We start from the raw sequence: 17,461 nt of genomic DNA, 5'->3' as shown, positions 1-17,461 counted from the left end.
CCCCCCGGCGCCCGTCGACGGAACGTTCCGTCGACGGGCGCTGTCCATACACGGATACCCTTGACATGTGACCGACGCCCACGAGACCGCAGCAGACAGCTCACTGCGAACCACCGGAGGCGCTCCTCCGGACGACGGCGGATCTTCTGCTACGGAGGCGCCGATCCCTTTGCTGGAACCGCGTGAGGGCATTCCGCCCGTGATCGCGGACGAGGCCGCCCTGGCCCGGATGATCGCCGACTTCGAGGCGGGCTCCGGACCGGTCGCCGTCGACGCCGAGCGGGCGTCCGGCTACCGCTACGGCCAGCGCGCCTATCTGGTCCAGCTGCGCCGCCAGGGCGCCGGAACGGCTCTCATCGACCCCGTCGCCTGCCCCGACCTGTCCGCCCTGGGCGAGGCTCTGTCCGGCGTCGAGTGGGTGCTGCACGCCGCCACCCAGGACCTGCCCTGCCTGCGTGAGATAGGCATGGTGCCGACGCGGCTGTTCGACACGGAGCTGGCCGGGCGGCTCGCCGGATTCCCCCGGGTCGGCCTCGGCGCGATGGTCGAGGGCGTCCTCGGCTTCGTCCTGGAGAAGGGACACTCCGCCGTCGACTGGTCGACCCGGCCGCTGCCCGAGCCCTGGCTGCGGTACGCGGCGCTGGACGTCGAGCTGCTCGTCGACCTGCGCGACGCGCTGGAGAAGGAGCTGGACCGGCAGGGCAAGCTGGAGTGGGCCCGCCAGGAGTTCGACGCGATCGCCTCCGCGCCGCCGCCCGAGCCGCGCAAGGACCCCTGGCGGCGTACGTCCGGCATGCACAAGGTGCGCCGGCGGCGGCAGCTGGCCGTCGTACGCGAGCTGTGGCAGACCCGGGACCGGATCGCGCAGCGGCGGGACGTCTCGCCGGGCAAGGTGCTCGGGGACGCGGCGATCGTGGAGGCCGCGCTGGCGATTCCGGCCAACGTGCACGCGCTGGCCGCGCTGAACGGTTTCGGACACCGGATGAGCAAGCGGCAGCTGGAGCAGTGGCAGGCGGCCGTGGACCGGGCGAAGGCGTTGAGCGAGGCGCAGTTGCCGCAGCCGGGGCAGCCGGTGACCGGGCCTCCGCCGCCGCGGGCCTGGGCGGACAAGGATCCGGCGGCCGCGGCTCGGCTGTCCGCGGCCCGGGCGGGTGTTTCGGCGCTGGCCGAGCGGCTCACCATGCCGCAGGAGAATCTGATGACGCCGGACACGGTTCGGCGGGTGTGCTGGGAGCCGCCGGCGGTGGTGGATGCGGAGTCGGTGGCGGCCGCGCTCGCAGGGTACGGTGCGCGGCCGTGGCAGGTGGAGCTGGTGACGCCTGTGTTGGTGGAGGCGTTGTCCGCGAAGGAGGCCTAGCCGCCGTAGACCTTCCCGTCGTACGGCGGCTGCGGGCTGGACGTGGTGGTTCGCGCAGTTCCCCGCGTCTCCTTGGAAGAAGGCCCCCTACTTCGTGGCGCCTCGGGTGAAACCGTTGTAGATGAACCGCTGGAGGACCAGGAAGACGATCAGCGTCGGGACGATGACCAGGATCGCGCCTGCCGAGATGGTCTCCCAGTGAGCTCCGAAGGGGCCCTTGAAGCGGAACAGGGACGTCGAGATCACGCCAAGATCCTCGGAGGGCATGTAGAGGAAGGGGATGTAGAAGTCGTTGTAGACGGTGATCCCCTTCACGATCACGACCGTCGCGATCGCCGGTTTCAGCAGCGGGAAGATGATCTTGCGGTAGACCGTGAAGGCGTTGGCGCCGTCGATGCGGGCCGACTCGTCCAGGGAGACCGGGATCGACCGGACGAACTGCAGGAAGATGTAGATCGAGACGATGTCCGTGCCCATGTAGAGGGCGATCGGCGCCCAGAGGCTGTCGAACATGCCGAAGCTGTTGACGATCTGGAAGGTGGCCACCTGGGTGGTCACTCCGGGGACCAGCGCGGCGATGAGGAACAGGGCCAGGACCCACGTGCGGAAGCGGAACCGGAAGCGGTCGATGGCGTAGGCGGTCATCGAGCCGATGAGGACCGTGCCGCCGATGGCGACGACCAGGATGATCGCGGTGTTGGCGAACGCCGAGAGCATCCGGCCGTCCTGGAACGCCGTCACGTAGTTGCCGAAGTTGAACGGGTCGCCGGGGAGCGCGAGCGCTCCGCTGCCGTCCGCCATCTCCTTCCCGGACTTCAGGGATGTCAGGAACACCGCGGCCAGCGGGAGCAGGACCACCGCGGTCGCGGCGATCAGCGACAGGTACACGAGGACGCGGGCCACCGCGCGGCGCGTCATACGAGGTCCGCCTTGTCGTCGGGGGCGAGGCGCCGCTGCACCCAGGTCACCGCCAGGACGATCAGCAGCAGCACCAGCGCGGCCGCCGAGGCGAGTCCCGTCTTGTTGAACTGGAACGCCAGCTTCACGGTCTGGATCACGAACGTCTCGGTACCGGTCGCGCCGCCGGTCATGATGTACGGGATCTCGAAGACCGACAGGGAGCCCGAGATCGACAGGACCACGGTGAGGGACAGGATGGGCTTGATGCCCGGCGCGATGATGTAGCGGAACTGGTGCCAGCGGTTCGCGCCGTCCAGCTCGGCCGCCTCGTACAGCTCCCCGGGGATCGACTGGATCGCCCCCAGGAAGAGGACGAAGTTCAGGCCCAGGTAGCGCCAGACGGAGACGGCCGCGAGGGACGTGTTCGCCGATGTCGGGGTGCCCAGCCACGCCCGGTCCGTCTCCACTCCGAACAGGCTCAGCACCGAGTCGAGGGTGCCGCCGTCCTGGAAGAAGTAGAGGAAGACGAACCCGATCGCCACGCCGTTGATCAGGTACGGGAAGAACAGCACGCCCTTGAAGAAGTTCCGGAAGCGGACGTCGAAGCTGAGGATCGTGGCGAAGTAGAGCGCGGCCACGATCTGGATCACCGACGCCACCAGGTAGTAGCCGCTGACCCAGAAGACCTCGAAGAGCTCTGGGCGCGTGAAGAGTTCGGCGTAGTTCCCGGTGCCCGTGTAGCGCAGCTCGGGGCTCACTCCGTCCCAGTCGGTGAAGCTGTACGCGACCATGTTGGCGATCGGCGCGTAGGTGAAGACGATCAGGAGGGCGAGCGGGGCGAGCAGGAAGAGCCAGGGCGTGGTCCCGCGCCACAGACGTGCCCGGCGCGGGGCGGGGGCGGCTGCCCCCGCCCCCGCGGCGGCCTTGACGGCCGCCGTCTCGGTCGTTCCCGTCATCAGGACCCCAGCGACTTCTGGGTCTCGGTCCACTTCTTGCCGAGGCCGTCCAGGAAGGCGTCCGGGTCACCCTTCCTGGCGCCGCGGGCCATGTCGACGAGTTCCCGGCGGTAGTCGGGCTTGTTGATGCCGACCTCGGACTGGTTCTCGATGGTCTTCAGCCTGGCACCCTTGCTGTCGTCGAGGTCGAGGAGCTTGACGCCCGCCTCCTCGTACGGCTTCAGGATGTCGGGCAGCGGGGCGTCCTTGAGCGGGGACAGCGCCAGGTTGTCCTGCGCGTAGCCGGACTTGTCGGTGAACCAGTCGATCCAGGCACGGGCGGCCTGCTTGTGCTTGGAGTGGATGTTGACGGCCTGTTGGTAGTCGGGTGACGTCACCGCGCAGAACCTGCCGTCCTTCTGGGCGGGGAAGGGCATGAACCCGATGTCGTCCGGGTCGGTACCGGCCTGCTTCGCCGCACCCTGCATCTGGATGACCGCCCAGGAGCCGAGCCACATGGTGGCGATCTCGCCCTTGGCCAGCTTGGGCTTGGACGCCTCCCAGTTGGTGGTCGTCGGGTCCTTCTCGATGAGCCCCTCGTGCACGATGTCGTACAGCAGCGTGTCCGCCACCCGCAGTTCGGCGCCCTCGGCCCAGGGGTTGCCCTCGGCCCACCTGGTGGTGGCCTGCTCGTCGCAGCTGACCGAGCCCCTGACCCCCGTCCACTGGCTGAGCGGCCACCCGTCCTTGAAGTTGGTGTAGTAGGGGATCGCGTCGGTCTTCGACTTGATCGCCTTGAGGCCGGCGAGGAACTCGGCCGGTGTCGTGGGCCAGTCGGTGACCCCGGCCTCGCTCCACACCTTCTTGTTGTAGATGAACCCCGGGACCGCGCCGAGCGGGCTCTGGCCGTAGGCCTTGCCCTCGACGGTGGTGTAGTCGGTGAAGCGGTACTTCTTGCTCCGCTCCTCCTGACTGCCCAGCGAGGCGAAGAACTTCGGGTAGTCCTTCTTCTCGATCACCGCGGGGATCATGAGGACGTCCCCGTAGTTCTCCGTGTTCATACGGATCTTGACTTCGCCCTCGTAGTCGGTGATGCCGTCGAACTCGACCTTCACCTTGGGATACGTCTTGTTGAACTCGGCGGCGTACTTCTTCAACGTCCCGTCCTGCACGAGGTCGGTCCGGTGGGTCAGGACGGTGATGGTCCCGCCGGCCTTGGAGGGGTCGTCGGGCGCCTCGGCGTCGGCCCCCTTCGAGGGGCCACCGGTGCCGGTGCAGCCGGAGGCCAGCAGGGCGGCGCCCGCAGCGAGGGCGAGGAGGGTACGGCGGTTCATGTGCGTCAGCTCCGTTCGCGGAGAGGAACTCGGGACGGAAGAGCACGTGCGGTATGGCTGGTTCGGCACTCTGACAGCGCTTTCTCAACCGGTAAAGTCCCATTCCCGCCAACGCTGCGAAGACCTGTACACGACTGTTCACTGGACCGGTTAAGGGAGCGCGCATGCTGGAGGCCACACCGCTGGGCGACGGATGGATCCTGCGGCACGAGCCGGACCCGCTCCCGGCCTCCGTGCCTGGCTGCGTGCACACCGACCTGATGGCGGCCGGAGTGATCCCGGACCCGTTCCTGGGTCTGGGCGAGTCCGAGGTGGCGTGGGTGGGGCGCCGGGACTGGACGTATGAACGGGAGCTCACGAGCGCGTCCGCGCAGGAGCAGACCGACCTGGTCTTCGACGGGCTCGACACCGTCGCCGAGATCTCCCTGGACGGGCGGCTGCTGGGCAAGGTGCGGAACATGCACCGCTCGTACCGGTTCGACGTGACGGGGCTGTCCGGGCGGCTGTCCGTGCGGTTCGTCTCCGCCTACGCCGAGGCCGAGGCCGTGCGGGGACGGCTGGGCGAGCGGCCCGCCGCCTACGCCGAGCCCTACCAGTACCTGCGCAAGATGGCCTGCTCGTTCGGCTGGGACTGGGGGCCGACCCTGGTGACGGCCGGGATCTGGCGACCGGTGCGCCTGGAGCACTGGTCGACGGCCCGGATCGCCCGGGTGCGTCCGTTGGTCACCGTCGACGAGGGGGTCGGCGTCGTCGAGCTGGCCGTGGACGTCGAGCGGACCCGGGTGGAGGTGCCGCTCGCCCTGGAGGCGACGGTGAGCGGGGTGCGGGCCCGGGCGGAGATCGACGGGGCGGGCGGGGTCGTACGGCTGCGCGTACCGGACGTCCGGCTGTGGTGGCCGCGTGGCTACGGCGAACAGCCGCTGTACGACGTCGAGTTGCGGCTGCTGCACGGCGATGCCGCGCTGGACGTGTGGCGGCGGCGGATCGGCTTCCGAACCGTGGAACTGGACCGGCGGCCCGACGCGCACGGCACCGGCTTCACCCTCGTCGTCAACGGCGAACGGCTCTTCGCGCGGGGCGTCAACTGGATCCCCGACGACGTCTTCCCGTCCCGGATCACCCGCGAGCGCTACCGGGAGCGGCTGGAGCAGGCCGCCGGGGCGGGGGTGGACCTCGTACGGGTCTGGGGCGGCGGGATCTACGAGAGCGAGGACTTCTACGACGCCTGCGACGAACTCGGGCTGCTGGTCTGGCAGGACTTCCCGTTCGCGTGCGCGGCCTACCCGGAGGAACAGCCGCTGCGCGGCGAGGTGGAGGCCGAGGCCCGGGAGAACGTCGTACGGCTCATGCCGCATCCGTCGCTGGTGCTGTGGAACGGCAACAACGAGAACCTGTGGGGCTTCAGGGACTGGGGCTGGGAGCCGCGGCTGGCCGGCGACTCCTGGGGCGAGGGGTACTACCTGGGCGTACTGCCGCGGGTGGTGGCCGAGTTGGATCCGACGCGGCCGTACGCGGCGGGGAGCCCCTGGTCCGGGTCCTGGACCCGGCATCCGAACGATCCGGCGCACGGTACGCACCACTCCTGGGAGGTGTGGAACCGGGAGGACTACGCCGACTACCGGCTCAGCGTCCCCCGGTTCGTCGCCGAGTTCGGCTGGCAGGCGCCGCCCGCGTACGCCACGCTGCGGCGGGCACTGCCCGGGGAGGAACTCGCGCCGGACTCCCCCGGCATGCTGCACCATCAGAAGGCCGACGACGGCAACGGCAAGCTGGAGCGGGGGCTGGCCCGGCACTTCGCCGTGCCGAAGGGGGACTTCGACCGCTGGCACTACCTGACGCAGGTCAACCAGGCCCGTGCGGTGGCGGCCGGGATCGAGCACTGGCGCTCGCACTGGCCGGTGTGCGCGGGCACGGTCGTCTGGCAGCTCAACGACTGCTGGCCGGTGACGTCCTGGGCGGCGATCGACGGGGACGGACGGGAGAAGCCGCTGTACCACGAGCTGAAGCGGCTGTACGCGGACCGGTTGCTGACGCTCCGGCCGCGGGACGGCGGGCTGGTGCTGGCCGCCGTCAACCAGGCGGCCGGGGACTGGACGCCGGCGCTGACCCTGCGGCGGATGTCCGTCGGGGGCGAGGTGCTGGGGCAGGCGGCCGTGGCGGTGGCGGCCGGGGGGCGGGCGGTGGCCCGTGTCGATGTTCCGCGGGAGCTGACGCCCGACGGGCCGAAGGAGTTTCTGGTCGCGGACGCGGAGGGATTGCGGGCGGTGCACTTCCCGGTGCCGGACCGCGAGGTCGCCTACCCCACGCCGGAGTTCGATGTCTCGCTCGCCCCCGACGGCATCACCGTCACCGCCCGCACCCTGGTACGGGACCTGCTGCTCCAGGCCGACCGGCTGGATCCGGGGGCGCGGGCCGACCGGGGGCTGGTCACGCTGCTGCCGGGCGACGAGGTGACCATCGGGGTGCGCGGCTGGAAGACCCCGGACGCGGATCGTGCTCGTTCGGCCCTGTACTGCGCGGAGCCCACCCGATGACGGCGACGCCGGCCCCCCGCGTCACCATCAAGGACGTCGCCGCGCGCGCCGGCGTGTCCAAGGGGGCCGTATCGCTCGCGTTCAACCACAAGCCCGGCCTGTCGGAGGCGACCCGGGACCGTATCTTCCGGGCGGCACGGGAGCTGGGCTGGGCACCGAACCTCACGGCGCGGACGCTGGCCGGTTCGCGCGTGGACGTGGTGGGGCTCGCGGTGTGCCGGCCGGCCCGGATGCTCGGGCTCGAACCCTGGTACATGGAGTTCGTCTCGGGCGTGGAGAGCGTCCTGGCCGAGCACTCCTGCTCCCTGCTGCTGAGACTCGTACGGAATCTGGACGAGGAGCTGGGGGTCCAGGAGGCGTGGTGGCGGGGGCGGCAGATCGGCGGGTCGATCCTCGTCGACTTCCGGGCCGGCGATCCCCGGGTGGACCTCGTGGAGCGGCTCGGGCTGCCGGTGGTGGCGGTGGGGCATCCCTCGCTGACCGGGGGGCTCACCTCCGTGTGGACCGACGACGCGACGGCCGTGACGGAGGCGGTGCGGTATCTGGCCGCGCTGGGACACCGGCGGATCGCCCGGGTGGGCGGGGCGGCGGCCCTCGGGCACACGGCCATCCGGACGGCGGCGTTCGACGAGGCGGCGGGGACGCTGGCGCTGGCCGGGGCGTGGCAGGTGGCGACGGACTTCTCCGGGGACGCGGGGGCGCGGGCGACGCGCTCCCTGCTGACGGCCGCGCCGCCGGACCGGCCGACCGCGATCGTGTACGACAACGACGTCATGGCGGTGGCGGGGTTGTCGGTGGCGGCGGAGATGGGACTGCGGGTGCCGGAGGACGTGTCGCTGCTGGCCTGGGACGACTCGCAGCTGTGCCGGTTGACGCATCCGACGCTGTCCGCGATGAGTCATGACGTGCACGGGTTCGGGGCGGAGGTGGCCCGGACGTTGTTCTCGGTGATCACCGGGGGTGAGAACGGGTCGCATCCTGTGCCGACGCCTGTTCTGACACCTCGGGGCTCCACCGCGCCGCCTCGGTCGGCGCCGTAGGGGCGTGCGGGTCCGACGTGGCTGGTCGCGCCCACGCGGCGGAGCCGCACATTGACACCGCCCCGCGCCCCTGACAAGCGAGGCGCTGCCCCACCGGAGATTGTGTGACCTTCACCGCTCGCCATGTCAGGACTGGGCAGCTACGTTACTCATAAGTAGCATGGGATGAGCAAGCGCTCAGCGTCCTGGACCCTGGAGGAGAGCCATCGTGCCTCGTACCGTCAGGGACGTCGTCTTCGTAGACGGCGTCCGCACCCCGTTCGGCAAGGCGGGCCCGAAGGGCATCTACCACGAGACCCGTGCCGACGACCTCGTCGTGAAGGCGATCCGGGAGCTGCTGCGCCGCAACCCCGGCCTCGACCCGAAGAAGATCGACGAGGTCGCCATCGCCGCGACCACGCAGATCGGCGACCAGGGCCTCACCATCGGCCGCACGGCCGGGATCCTCGCCGGCCTGCCGCAGTCCGTCCCGGGCTACAGCATCGACCGCATGTGCGCCGGCGCCCTGACCGCCGTCACCACGGTCGCCGGCTCCGTCGCCTTCGGCGCGTACGACATCGCCATCGCCGGCGGTGTCGAGCACATGGGACGTCACCCCATGGGCGAGGGCGTCGACCCGAACCCGCGGTTCGTCAGCGAGAAGCTGGTCGACGAGTCGGCCCTGTTCATGGGCATGACCGCGGAGAACCTGCACGACCGCTACCCGCAGATCACCAAGCTGCGCGCCGACGAGTACGCCGTGCGCTCCCAGGAGAAGGCCGCCAAGGCGTACGCCAACGGCAAGATCCAGGCCGACCTGGTGCCGGTCTCGGTTCGCCGGACCAACGCGGAGGCCGGTGAGACGGGCTGGGGCCTGGTCACCGCCGACGAGCCGATGCGCCCGGGCACGACCCTGGAGAACCTCCAGGGCCTCAAGACCCCGTTCCGCGTCCACGGCCGGGTCACCGCCGGTAACGCGGCCGGTCTGAACGACGGCGCCACCGCCTCGCTCATCGCCTCCGAGGAGTTCGCGCGGGAGAACGACCTCCCCGTGAAGATGCGCCTGGTCGCCTACTCCTTCGCGGGCGTCGAGCCGGAGGTCATGGGCTACGGCCCGATCCCGGCGACGGAGAAGGCGCTGGCCCAGGCGGGCCTGTCGATCTCCGACATCGGCCTGTTCGAGATCAACGAGGCCTTCGCCGTCCAGGTGCTGGCCTTCCTCGACCACTACGGCATCGCCGACGACGACGAGCGCGTCAACCAGTACGGCGGCGCCATCGCCTTCGGCCACCCGCTGGCCTCCTCCGGTGTCCGTCTGATGACGCAGCTGGCCCGCCAGTTCGAGGAGCAGCCGCACGTCCGCTACGGCCTGACGACCATGTGCGTCGGCTTCGGCATGGGCGCGACGGTCATCTGGGAGAACCCGCACTTCGAGGGGGACAAGTGAGCACCACCGCCGAGCTTCTGAAGCAGGCTTCCGAGCTGTTCCCGGACGAGGTCGTCACGCAGGCGCACGTACGCCACTTCGACCTCCCCGCGGGTGCCGGGCGCTTCGCCCTGATCACCCTGGACAACGGCCACGACCACACCAAGCCGACCACCTTCGGCCCGGCCTCGCTGGCGAACCTGAACGCCGCGATCGACCAGGTGGAGAAGGAGGCCGCGGACGGCGAGATCGTCGGCGTCGGCATCACCGGCAAGCCGTTCATCTTCGCGGTCGGCGCCGACCTCAAGGGCGTGGAGATCCTCAAGGAGTACGAGCACGCCCTCGCCATCGGCAAGGGCGGCCACGAGGTCTTCAAGCGGCTGTCGAAGCTGGCCGTACCGACCTTCGCGTACTACAACGGCGCCGCGATGGGCGGTGGCGTCGAGGTCGGTCTGCACTGCTCCTACCGGACCGTCTCCGCGGCCCTCCCGGCGTTCTCGCTCCCCGAGGTGTTCCTCGGCCTGGTCCCGGGCTGGGGCGGCTGCACGCTGCTGCCGAACCTGATCGGCGCCGACAAGGCCGTCTCGGTGATCATCGAGAACAGCCTCAACCAGAACAAGCAGCTCAAGGGCAAGCAGGTCTACGAGCTCGGGATCGCCGACGCGCTCTTCGAGGGCGCGGACTTCCTGGAGCAGTCGCTGATCTGGACCGCGTCCGTCCTCAAGGGCGAGATCGAGGTCGAGCGCCCGGTGATCGACCGCGGCGAGGGCTGGGACCAGGCCGTCGCCAAGGGCCGTTTCATCGCGGACTCCAAGGTGCACGGCGCGGCCCCGGCCGCCTACCGCGCCCTGGACATCATCGCCGCCGCCAAGAACGGCGACCTCCAGCAGGGCTACGACGCCGAGGACAAGGCGCTCGCCGACCTGATCATGGGCGGCGAGCTGCGGGCCGGCATCTACGCCTTCAACCTGGTGCAGAAGCGCGGCAAGCGCCCGGCCGGTGCCCCGGACAAGAACCTGGCCCGTCCGGTCACCAAGGTCGGTGTCGTCGGCGCCGGTCTGATGGCCAGCCAGCTCGCCCTGCTGTTCCTGCGCCGCCTTGAGGTGCCGGTCGTGCTGACCGACATCGACCAGGAGCGCGTCGACAAGGGTGTGGGCTACGTCCACGCCGAGATCGACAAGCTGCTCGGCAAGGGCCGCATCAACCAGGACAAGGCCAACCGCCTCAAGGCGCTGGTGAGCGGTGTCCTGGACAAGGCCGAGGGCTTCGCGGACGCGGACTTCATCATCGAGGCCGTGTTCGAGGAGATGGGCGTCAAGCAGAAGGTGTTCGCGGAGGTCGAGGCGGTCGCTCCGGCGCACGCGATCCTGGCCACCAACACCTCCTCGCTGTCGGTGTCGGAGATGGCGTCGAAGCTGAAGCACCCCGAGCGGGTCGTCGGCTTCCACTTCTTCAACCCGGTCGCCGTGCTGCCGCTGCTGGAGATCGTCCGCGGCGAGCAGACCGACGAGGCCTCCCTGGCCACGGCGTTCGGCGTCGCAAAGAAGCTCAAGAAGACCGCGGTACTGGTGAAGGACGCCCCGGCGTTCGTCGTGAACCGCATCCTGACCCGCTTCATGGGCGAGATCCAGAACGTCATCGACGAGGGCACCCCGGTCGAGGTCGCCGAGAAGGCCGTCGAGCCGCTGGGCCTGCCGATGTCGCCGCTGGTCCTGCTGGAGCTGGTCGGCCCGGCGATCGGCCTGCACGTCTCCGAGACGCTCAACAAGGCGTTCCCGGACCGCTTCACGGTCTCCCCGAACCTCAAGGCGGTCGTCGAGGCGGGCAAGCGCGGCTTCTACGTCTACGACAGCGGCAAGCCCGAGCTGGACCCGGAGGTCGCCGCGCTGCTGAAGCAGGGCGACACCGTCCTGACGGAGGAGCAGGTCCGCGACCGCGTCCTGGACGCGGTCGCGCAGGAGATCGGCATCATGCTCGACGAGGGCGTCGTCGCCGAGGCGCAGGACATCGACCTGTGCCTCATCACGGGCGCCGGCTGGCCGTTCCACCTGGGCGGCATCACGCCGTACCTGGACCGCGAGGGCGTCTCCGAGCGGGTCAACGGCAAGAGGTTCCTGGCGCAGGGCGTGGCGAGCGTCCCCGCGTAACGCGTAACCCCTGAGGGGGGTGGGGCGTCGGTACGATCCGGACGCCCCACCCCCTTCTGCATGCCGTCACGGCCCCGGCCGGGCCACACCAACGGCGTGTCAGATCTCCCGCCACGCCCGCAGCGCGAGCCCCGGCTCGTCCTTGCGGCGGGTGAACAGCAACTTTCCGGTCGACGGGGAGAGGGAGGCCGCGACGACCTCCTCGTGCTCGTCGAGCGCCAGCGACACCGTGGCGTCGGCGGGCAACTGAGGGCCGGACTCGGTCCACCAGGCCCCGGCGGACTCCTGTTCGGTCGGATAGGCGGCGAAGGCGACCCGGCCGCTCGACGCCCGCTGGGCGAGCACGGTGCAGTCGTACCCCTGGATCTCACAGCGCACGGCGGACACGGGCCCCGGCCCGGCGGAGGCGATGAGCGTCACCGGCTTCTCCCCGGGGCGCCAGGCGCACAGGTCGCCGGAGGTGTCCGTGAAGAAGAGAGTGGTGCGCTCGGGAGACGTGGCGAGAGCGCGCAGGGTCCCCGGACGCACGGGCACATCGGCCCCCTCCCCCCGCACCGGGGTACGGCCCGGCTCCTCCTGCCGCCAGTGCAGAATCCCGCCGCCGGCGGCGGCGTACACCTCGACCAGTCCCGACTCCCCCGTGACGGCGGCCAACTCCCCCTGCACGTCGTGCCCCTCCAGGTCCTGCCAGGCGCCCCAGCCGCCCTTCTCCTTCTGGTTGCGCAGGCTCACTCCGCCGCCCTTGTTACGGACGAAGACATGGCAACGCCCCTGCGCGTCGACGGCGACGGCCGGCTCGCCCGTCCGGTCGCCCTTCTTGTCGGGGTGCCCGATCGGGACCCAGTCCAGGGGTGCGAGACGGGGCCGGAAGTGGGTGGAGTGCACGAGCCCGGACTCGCCGGGCACAGTGGGCCGCCAGGCGGCCAGATGGGCGTAGCCGTCGGCGCCCTGGCCGACCGCGACGCCCGGGTGCAGCTTCTGGGTGCCGCCGACGGTTCGGGGGCCGTCCCAGGAGCCGGCGGGACCGCGTTCCGCACGGCACAGGACGGCTTCGCCGGAGGGCAGGTAGACGGTGAGGCGGCCGTCGCGGCCGCGGAGGAGCCAGTCGCCGTTCACTGGTTCACCTTACGCGGGCGGGGCGTGTCGACGTCCCGCCCGCCCCCTGCCCGGCCGAGATCCGCCGTGCGACCCTGACCACATGAACAGCAACGCTCCCCTGCTTGTCGTCGTCGATGCCGCGAATGTCGTCGGATCGGTGCCGGACGGTTGGTGGCGGGACCGGAAGGGGGCGGCGGAGCGGTTGCGGGACCGGTTGGCCTCGGACGGGGTGCCGGGGGTGGCTGCCGACGGGCCGGTGGAGATCGTGCTCGTGGTGGAGGGGGCGGCGCGGGGAGTCGAGTCCGTGGCCGGGGTTCGGGTGGAGTCGGCCGCGGGCAGCGGGGACGATCACATCGTGGACGTGGTCGCGGGGGCGGCGGCACGTCCGGTGCTGGTGGTCACGGCGGACCGGGAGCTGCGGAGGCGGGTCGGAGAGCTGGGGGCGGAGGTGACGGGCCCGCGGTCGGTACGGCCGTAGGGCCGGCCTTTTGCGCTGGGCCGGGGCGCCGCGGGGAGCTGCCGGCGGCTGCCCGGTCGCGTGGGTGCGCAGCCCGGCGGAGCGGCCCGTGCCGCCTGGGGCACCTCCCAGGCCCTCAAGGCACTGTGGAGGCACGACTGCCCGTCGGCTGAGCGGACCAGCGGGCCCGCACGACGGTCTGCGGCGCGCACGCACGGAAGGGGCCGTGTCGGGGGGTGTCCGCCCGCAGCGGTTGGCGCGTCAACGGACAGTCAGTCGGCGTCCGACCCCATCGCGCCGTTCCGAGGACGGACACCCCCCGGCGCGGCCCCGACCCACCGCACCCCGGTAGGCGCTACGCACACCCCCACCGAACCAGCCACAGGCCGCCGCAGGCACCCCGCCCAACCGCCGGAGGCTAGAGCGTTGGCTCCGGCTCCCTGGTTTCTTCCTTGGCGAGGCGGCTGTGCGTGCGGCCGTAGAGGAAGTACACGAAGAACCCGGCGACCATCCAGATGCCGAACCGCACCCACGTCTCGGCGGGCAGGTTGATCATCAGCCACAGTGAGGCGCACACCGACAGGATCGGGATGACCGGCACCCACGGCGTGCGGAACGCCCGGTGCAGGTCGGGGCGGGTCTTGCGGAGGACGAGCACACCGATGGCGACCACCACGAAGGCGAACAGCGTGCCGATGTTCACCAGGGCGGCGAGCTCCGTCAGCGGAGTGAAGCCGGCCAGGACCGCGATGACCACACCCAGCAGGATGGTCGGCCGGTGCGGGGTCCTGAACCGCGGGTGGACGCGCGAGAAGAACCGCGGCAGCAGCCCGTCACGGCTCATCGCGAAGAACACCCGGGTCTGCCCGAGCAACAGGATCATGCACACCGTCGTCAGACCGACCGCCGCGCCGAAGCTGATGAACCCCGCGAACCACGGATGCCCCGTGGCCTTGAACGCGTCGGCGAGCGGCGCGTCCACGGACAGCCGGGTGTAGTGCTGCATGCCGGTGACGACGATCGACACGAGAACGTACAGCGTGGTGCAGATCAGCAGGGAGCCGAGAATGCCGCGCGGCATGTCGCGCTGCGGATTCCGTGTCTCCTCCGCCGCCGTGGCCACGATGTCGAAGCCGATGAAGGCGAAGAACACGACGGAGGCCGCGGTGAAGATGCCCATCACGCCGAAGTTGGAGGGCGCCCAGCCGAACATGAGCTGGATCAGTGGCGCATCGAGACTCTTCCCGGCCTCCACCGCCTTCTCCTTCGGGATGAACGGGTCGTAGTTGGACCCCTTGATCAGGAACGCACCGGCGACGATCACGACCAGGACGACCGTCACCTTGATGGCGACGACGAGCGACGTGATCCGCGCGGACAGCTTCATGCCCAGCACGAGGATGCCGGTGAGGACGAGGACGAGCGCGGCGGCGAGGATGTCGAAGCCGAAGACGTCGGCGCCGTCCCGGCTGCCCAGTGCCGCGGGCATCTCCCAGCCCGCGTTGGCCATGAGCGACTGGATGTAGCCGGACCAGCCGACGGCCACCACCGCCGTACCGAGCGCGAACTCCAGGACCAGGTCCCAGCCGATGATCCAGGCGGGCAGCTCACCGAGGGAGGCATACGAGAACGTGTAGGCGGAACCGGCGACCGGGACCGTCGACGCGAACTCGGCGTAGCAGAGCGCGGCCAGCGCACACGCGACGCCGGCCGCCACGAACGCCAGGGCCACCGCGGGCCCGGCGTTGTTCTTGGCGACTGTTCCAGTGAGGACGAAGATGCCGGTGCCGATGATCACGCCGACGCCGAAGACGGTCAGATCCAGCGCGGACAAGGACTTCTTGAGCGCGTGCTCTGGCTCCTCGGTATCGAGGATGGACTGCTCGACCTTCTTCGTCCGGAAGAGGGTGCTGCTCACGGGGTACCTCCCACGCTTGTCGTCCTCGACATGATCGAGAGGGGGCACCGTTCGTATGCCCCGGCAGCGATGGATTCACGCCAATGGGCCGGTTCCACCACCCTCGCGGTGGTGGAACCGGCCCATTCGGCGGTTCGTCGCGGAAGCGGCCGCAGGCGTCAGTCGCGCGCGGGCTCCACGGCGTCCACGGCCTCCGCGGCGCTCCGCTCGTACCGCCCGTCCAGCTTGGCGACCAGGCCGGTCACCTGCCGGGCGATGTCCGGCGCGGTGAGGCCGATCTCGGCCATGACCTCGGCGCGCGAGGCATGGTCGAGGAAGCGCGGCGGGATGCCGAAGTCGCGCAGCGGCACGTCGACGCCCGCGTCCCGCAGCGCCTGGGCGATCGCCGATCCCACACCGCCGACCCGGCTGTTGTCCTCGACGGTGACGACCACGCGGTGCTGCTCGGCGAGCGGGGCCATGGCCTCGTCGACGGGTTTGACCCAGCGCGGGTCGACGACGGTGGTGGAGATGCCCTGCTTGTCGAGCAGGCCGGCGATCTCCAGGCACATCGGCGCGAGGGCGCCGACGGAGACCAGCAGCACATCGGGCCGGTCGGTGCCGGGCTCGCGCAGCACGTCCATGCCGCCGACCCGCCCCACGGCGGGAACGGCGGGGCCGACGGCGCCCTTGGAGAAGCGGACCACGGTCGGCGCGTCGTCGACGGCGACGGCCTCCCGCAACTGCGCGCGGACCTGGTCGGCGTCACGCGGCGCGGCCAGCCGCAGCCCCGGCACGACCTGGAGGATCGACATGTCCCACATGCCGTTGTGGGACGCCCCGTCGGTGCCGGTGACACCGGCCCGGTCCAGGACGAAGGTCACCCCGCACTTGTGCAGGGCCACGTCCATCAGCACCTGGTCGAAGGCGCGGTTGAGGAAGGTGGCGTACACCGCGAACACCGGGTGCACTCCGCCCGTCGCCAGGCCCGCGGCGGACACGGCGCCGTGCTGCTCGGCGATGCCGACGTCGTAGACCCGCTGGGGGAACCGCTTGGCGAACTTCTCCAGGCCCACCGGCTGGAGCATGGCGGCGGTGATGGCGACGATGTCCTCGCGCTCCTCACCGAGCTTGACCATCTCCTCGCCGAACACGGACGTCCAGTCGGCGCCGGAGGAGGCAATCGGCAGGCCCGTGTCGGGGTGGATCTTGCCGACGGCGTGGAAGCGGTCGGCCTCGTCCTGGAGGGCGGGCTGGTAGCCGCGGCCCTTCTCGGTGAGGCAGTGCACGATGACGGGCCCGCCGAACCGCTTGGCCCGCGCGAGGGCGGACTCCAGGGCCTCCAGGTCGTGTCCGTCGATCGGGCCGACGTACTTCAGGCCGAGGTCCTCGAACATGCCCTGCGGGGCGATGAAGTCCTTGAGGCCCTTCTTGGCGCCGTGCAGGGTGTCGTAGAGCGGCCGCCCGACGACGGGGGTGCGCTCCAGAACCTCCTTGGTGCGGGCGAGGAACCGCTCGTAACCGTCCGTCGTCCGCAGCGTCGCGAGGTGGTTGGCGAGGCCGCCGATCGTCGGCGCGTAGGACCGCTCGTTGTCGTTGACGACGATGACGAGGGGCCGGTCCTTGGCGTCGGCGATGTTGTTCAGCGCCTCCCAGGCCATGCCGCCGGTCAGCGCCCCGTCACCGATCACGGCGACGACGTGGCTGTCGCGCTCGAGGAGCTCGTTGGCCTTGGCGATGCCGTCGGCCCAGCCGAGGACGGTCGAGGCGTGCGAGTTCTCGATGATGTCGTGCTCGGACTCGGCCTGCGAGGGGTAGCCGGACAGGCCGCCCTTCATCTTCAGCTTCGAGAAGTCCTGACGGCCGGTGAGCAGCTTGTGCACGTAGGACTGGTGTCCGGTGTCCCAGAGCACCTTGTCCTTGGGCGATTCGAAGACCCGGTGCAGGGCGATGGTGAGCTCCACCACGCCGAGGTTGGGGCCGAGGTGACCGCCGGTCTTGGAGACCGCTTCGACAAGGAAGGTCCGGATCTCCTCCGCCAACTGGTTCAGCTCTTCCAGGCTGAGCCGGTCCAGATCGCGCGGTCCCCTGATACGGGTCAGCAGCGGCACCCGTGCCTCCTTGGAGTAGAGCTGTTCGAGCAGTTGCCGGGCTTGTCGAGTCTAATGTTCCGCCCCTGAGGACTGCGCCGAGGCCGTGCGTCATACATCACGCATTCGGCTGTACCCCACTTGTGCCACACCTACGACACAACTGTGCCCGGCACCTGTCGAGGCACCGGGCACAGATTCTTTCAAAGGGGCACAGCCGCATCGCCCTCAGGGGCGCGGGGAACCGCACGGCAAGCCGCAGCCCGC

Annotated in this window: 12 protein-coding genes; 6 read left to right on the top strand and 6 right to left on the bottom strand. The window is 70.5% G+C overall.

Features of this window, described 5'->3' with window-relative positions:
- Positions 1-67 precede the first annotated feature (67 nt).
- Complete coding sequence (locus AC07F0_RS19320; protein WP_478980325.1) at positions 68-1,357, top strand: ribonuclease D; 1,290 nt, start codon at positions 68-70, stop codon at positions 1,355-1,357.
- A gap of 87 nt (positions 1,358-1,444) precedes the next feature.
- Here AC07F0_RS19320 and AC07F0_RS19315 read toward each other — a convergent pair whose 3' ends face one another.
- The 3 genes from AC07F0_RS19315 to AC07F0_RS19305 are packed head-to-tail and all read right to left on the bottom strand — an operon-like array spanning position 1,445 to position 4,526.
- On the bottom strand, positions 1,445-2,275 hold the full coding sequence (locus AC07F0_RS19315) for a carbohydrate ABC transporter permease (RefSeq protein WP_478980323.1): 831 nt from the start codon (positions 2,273-2,275) through the stop codon (positions 1,445-1,447).
- The gene (locus tag AC07F0_RS19310) at positions 2,272-3,213 is read right to left on the bottom strand and encodes a carbohydrate ABC transporter permease (protein ID WP_478980321.1); all 942 of its coding nucleotides are present in this window, start codon (positions 3,211-3,213) and stop codon (positions 2,272-2,274) included. Before AC07F0_RS19310 ends, AC07F0_RS19315 begins: the two co-directional genes overlap by 4 nt.
- A complete protein-coding gene (locus AC07F0_RS19305; RefSeq protein WP_478980319.1) occupies positions 3,213-4,526 on the bottom strand; it encodes an ABC transporter substrate-binding protein in 1,314 nt (437 codons plus the stop codon). The genes AC07F0_RS19310 and AC07F0_RS19305 overlap by 1 nt, the downstream gene beginning before the upstream one ends.
- 164 nt (positions 4,527-4,690) lie before the next feature.
- Here AC07F0_RS19305 and AC07F0_RS19300 point away from each other — a divergent pair, with 164 nt between their 5' ends.
- The 4 genes from AC07F0_RS19300 to AC07F0_RS19285 all read left to right on the top strand — a co-directional run bounded on the left by AC07F0_RS19300 (position 4,691) and on the right by AC07F0_RS19285 (position 11,652).
- Entirely contained in the window at positions 4,691-7,060 is a 2,370-nt protein-coding gene (locus AC07F0_RS19300) for a glycoside hydrolase family 2 protein (protein WP_478980317.1), read from the top strand.
- A complete protein-coding gene (locus tag AC07F0_RS19295; protein ID WP_478980315.1) occupies positions 7,057-8,100 on the top strand; it encodes a LacI family DNA-binding transcriptional regulator in 1,044 nt (347 codons plus the stop codon). Before AC07F0_RS19300 ends, AC07F0_RS19295 begins: the two co-directional genes overlap by 4 nt.
- Positions 8,101-8,308: 208 nt before the next feature.
- Positions 8,309-9,526, top strand: a complete 1,218-nt coding sequence (locus AC07F0_RS19290) for a thiolase family protein (protein ID WP_436725542.1) — start codon at positions 8,309-8,311, stop codon at positions 9,524-9,526.
- Positions 9,523-11,652, top strand: coding sequence for a 3-hydroxyacyl-CoA dehydrogenase NAD-binding domain-containing protein (locus AC07F0_RS19285; RefSeq protein ID WP_478980314.1), 2,130 nt, complete (start codon positions 9,523-9,525; stop codon positions 11,650-11,652). Before AC07F0_RS19290 ends, AC07F0_RS19285 begins: the two co-directional genes overlap by 4 nt.
- A 99-nt stretch (positions 11,653-11,751) precedes the next feature.
- On the opposite strand, the gene AC07F0_RS19280 is transcribed toward AC07F0_RS19285, so the two are convergent.
- On the bottom strand, positions 11,752-12,768 hold the full coding sequence (locus tag AC07F0_RS19280) for a PLL family lectin (protein WP_478980312.1): 1,017 nt from the start codon (positions 12,766-12,768) through the stop codon (positions 11,752-11,754).
- Between the two features lie 82 nt (positions 12,769-12,850).
- On the opposite strand from AC07F0_RS19280, the gene AC07F0_RS19275 reads away from it, so the two are divergent.
- Complete coding sequence (locus AC07F0_RS19275) at positions 12,851-13,228, top strand: PIN domain-containing protein (protein ID WP_436725545.1); 378 nt, start codon at positions 12,851-12,853, stop codon at positions 13,226-13,228.
- Between the two features lie 397 nt (positions 13,229-13,625).
- Here the strand turns inward: AC07F0_RS19275 and AC07F0_RS19270 are convergent, their stop codons facing one another.
- Both AC07F0_RS19270 and dxs read right to left on the bottom strand, forming a co-directional pair.
- The gene (locus tag AC07F0_RS19270) at positions 13,626-15,125 is read right to left on the bottom strand and encodes an amino acid permease (RefSeq protein ID WP_478980310.1); all 1,500 of its coding nucleotides are present in this window, start codon (positions 15,123-15,125) and stop codon (positions 13,626-13,628) included.
- 158 nt (positions 15,126-15,283) lie between these two features.
- Entirely contained in the window at positions 15,284-17,215 is a 1,932-nt protein-coding gene (dxs, locus tag AC07F0_RS19265) for a 1-deoxy-D-xylulose-5-phosphate synthase (protein WP_478980308.1), read from the bottom strand.
- Positions 17,216-17,461 lie beyond the last annotated feature (246 nt).

This window comes from Streptomyces sp. NPDC045955 (genome assembly GCF_056430805.1).
The sequence above is the reverse complement of the archived record's forward strand: the minus strand, read 5'-3'. Positions and strand labels throughout refer to the sequence as shown.

What these genes read in the sequence shown, in the direction of transcription:
- AC07F0_RS19310 (WP_478980321.1), bottom strand. Translation starts at nt 3,213, where the DNA reads ATGACGGGAACGACCGAGACGGCGGCCGTCAAGGCCGCCGCGGGGGCG.
- AC07F0_RS19295 (WP_478980315.1), top strand. Translation starts at nt 7,057, where the DNA reads ATGACGGCGACGCCGGCCCCCCGCGTCACCATCAAGGACGTCGCCGCG.
- AC07F0_RS19305 (WP_478980319.1), bottom strand. Translation starts at nt 4,526, where the DNA reads ATGAACCGCCGTACCCTCCTCGCCCTCGCTGCGGGCGCCGCCCTGCTG.
- AC07F0_RS19275 (WP_436725545.1), top strand. Translation starts at nt 12,851, where the DNA reads ATGAACAGCAACGCTCCCCTGCTTGTCGTCGTCGATGCCGCGAATGTC.
- AC07F0_RS19315 (WP_478980323.1), bottom strand. Translation starts at nt 2,275, where the DNA reads ATGACGCGCCGCGCGGTGGCCCGCGTCCTCGTGTACCTGTCGCTGATC.
- AC07F0_RS19300 (WP_478980317.1), top strand. Translation starts at nt 4,691, where the DNA reads ATGCTGGAGGCCACACCGCTGGGCGACGGATGGATCCTGCGGCACGAG.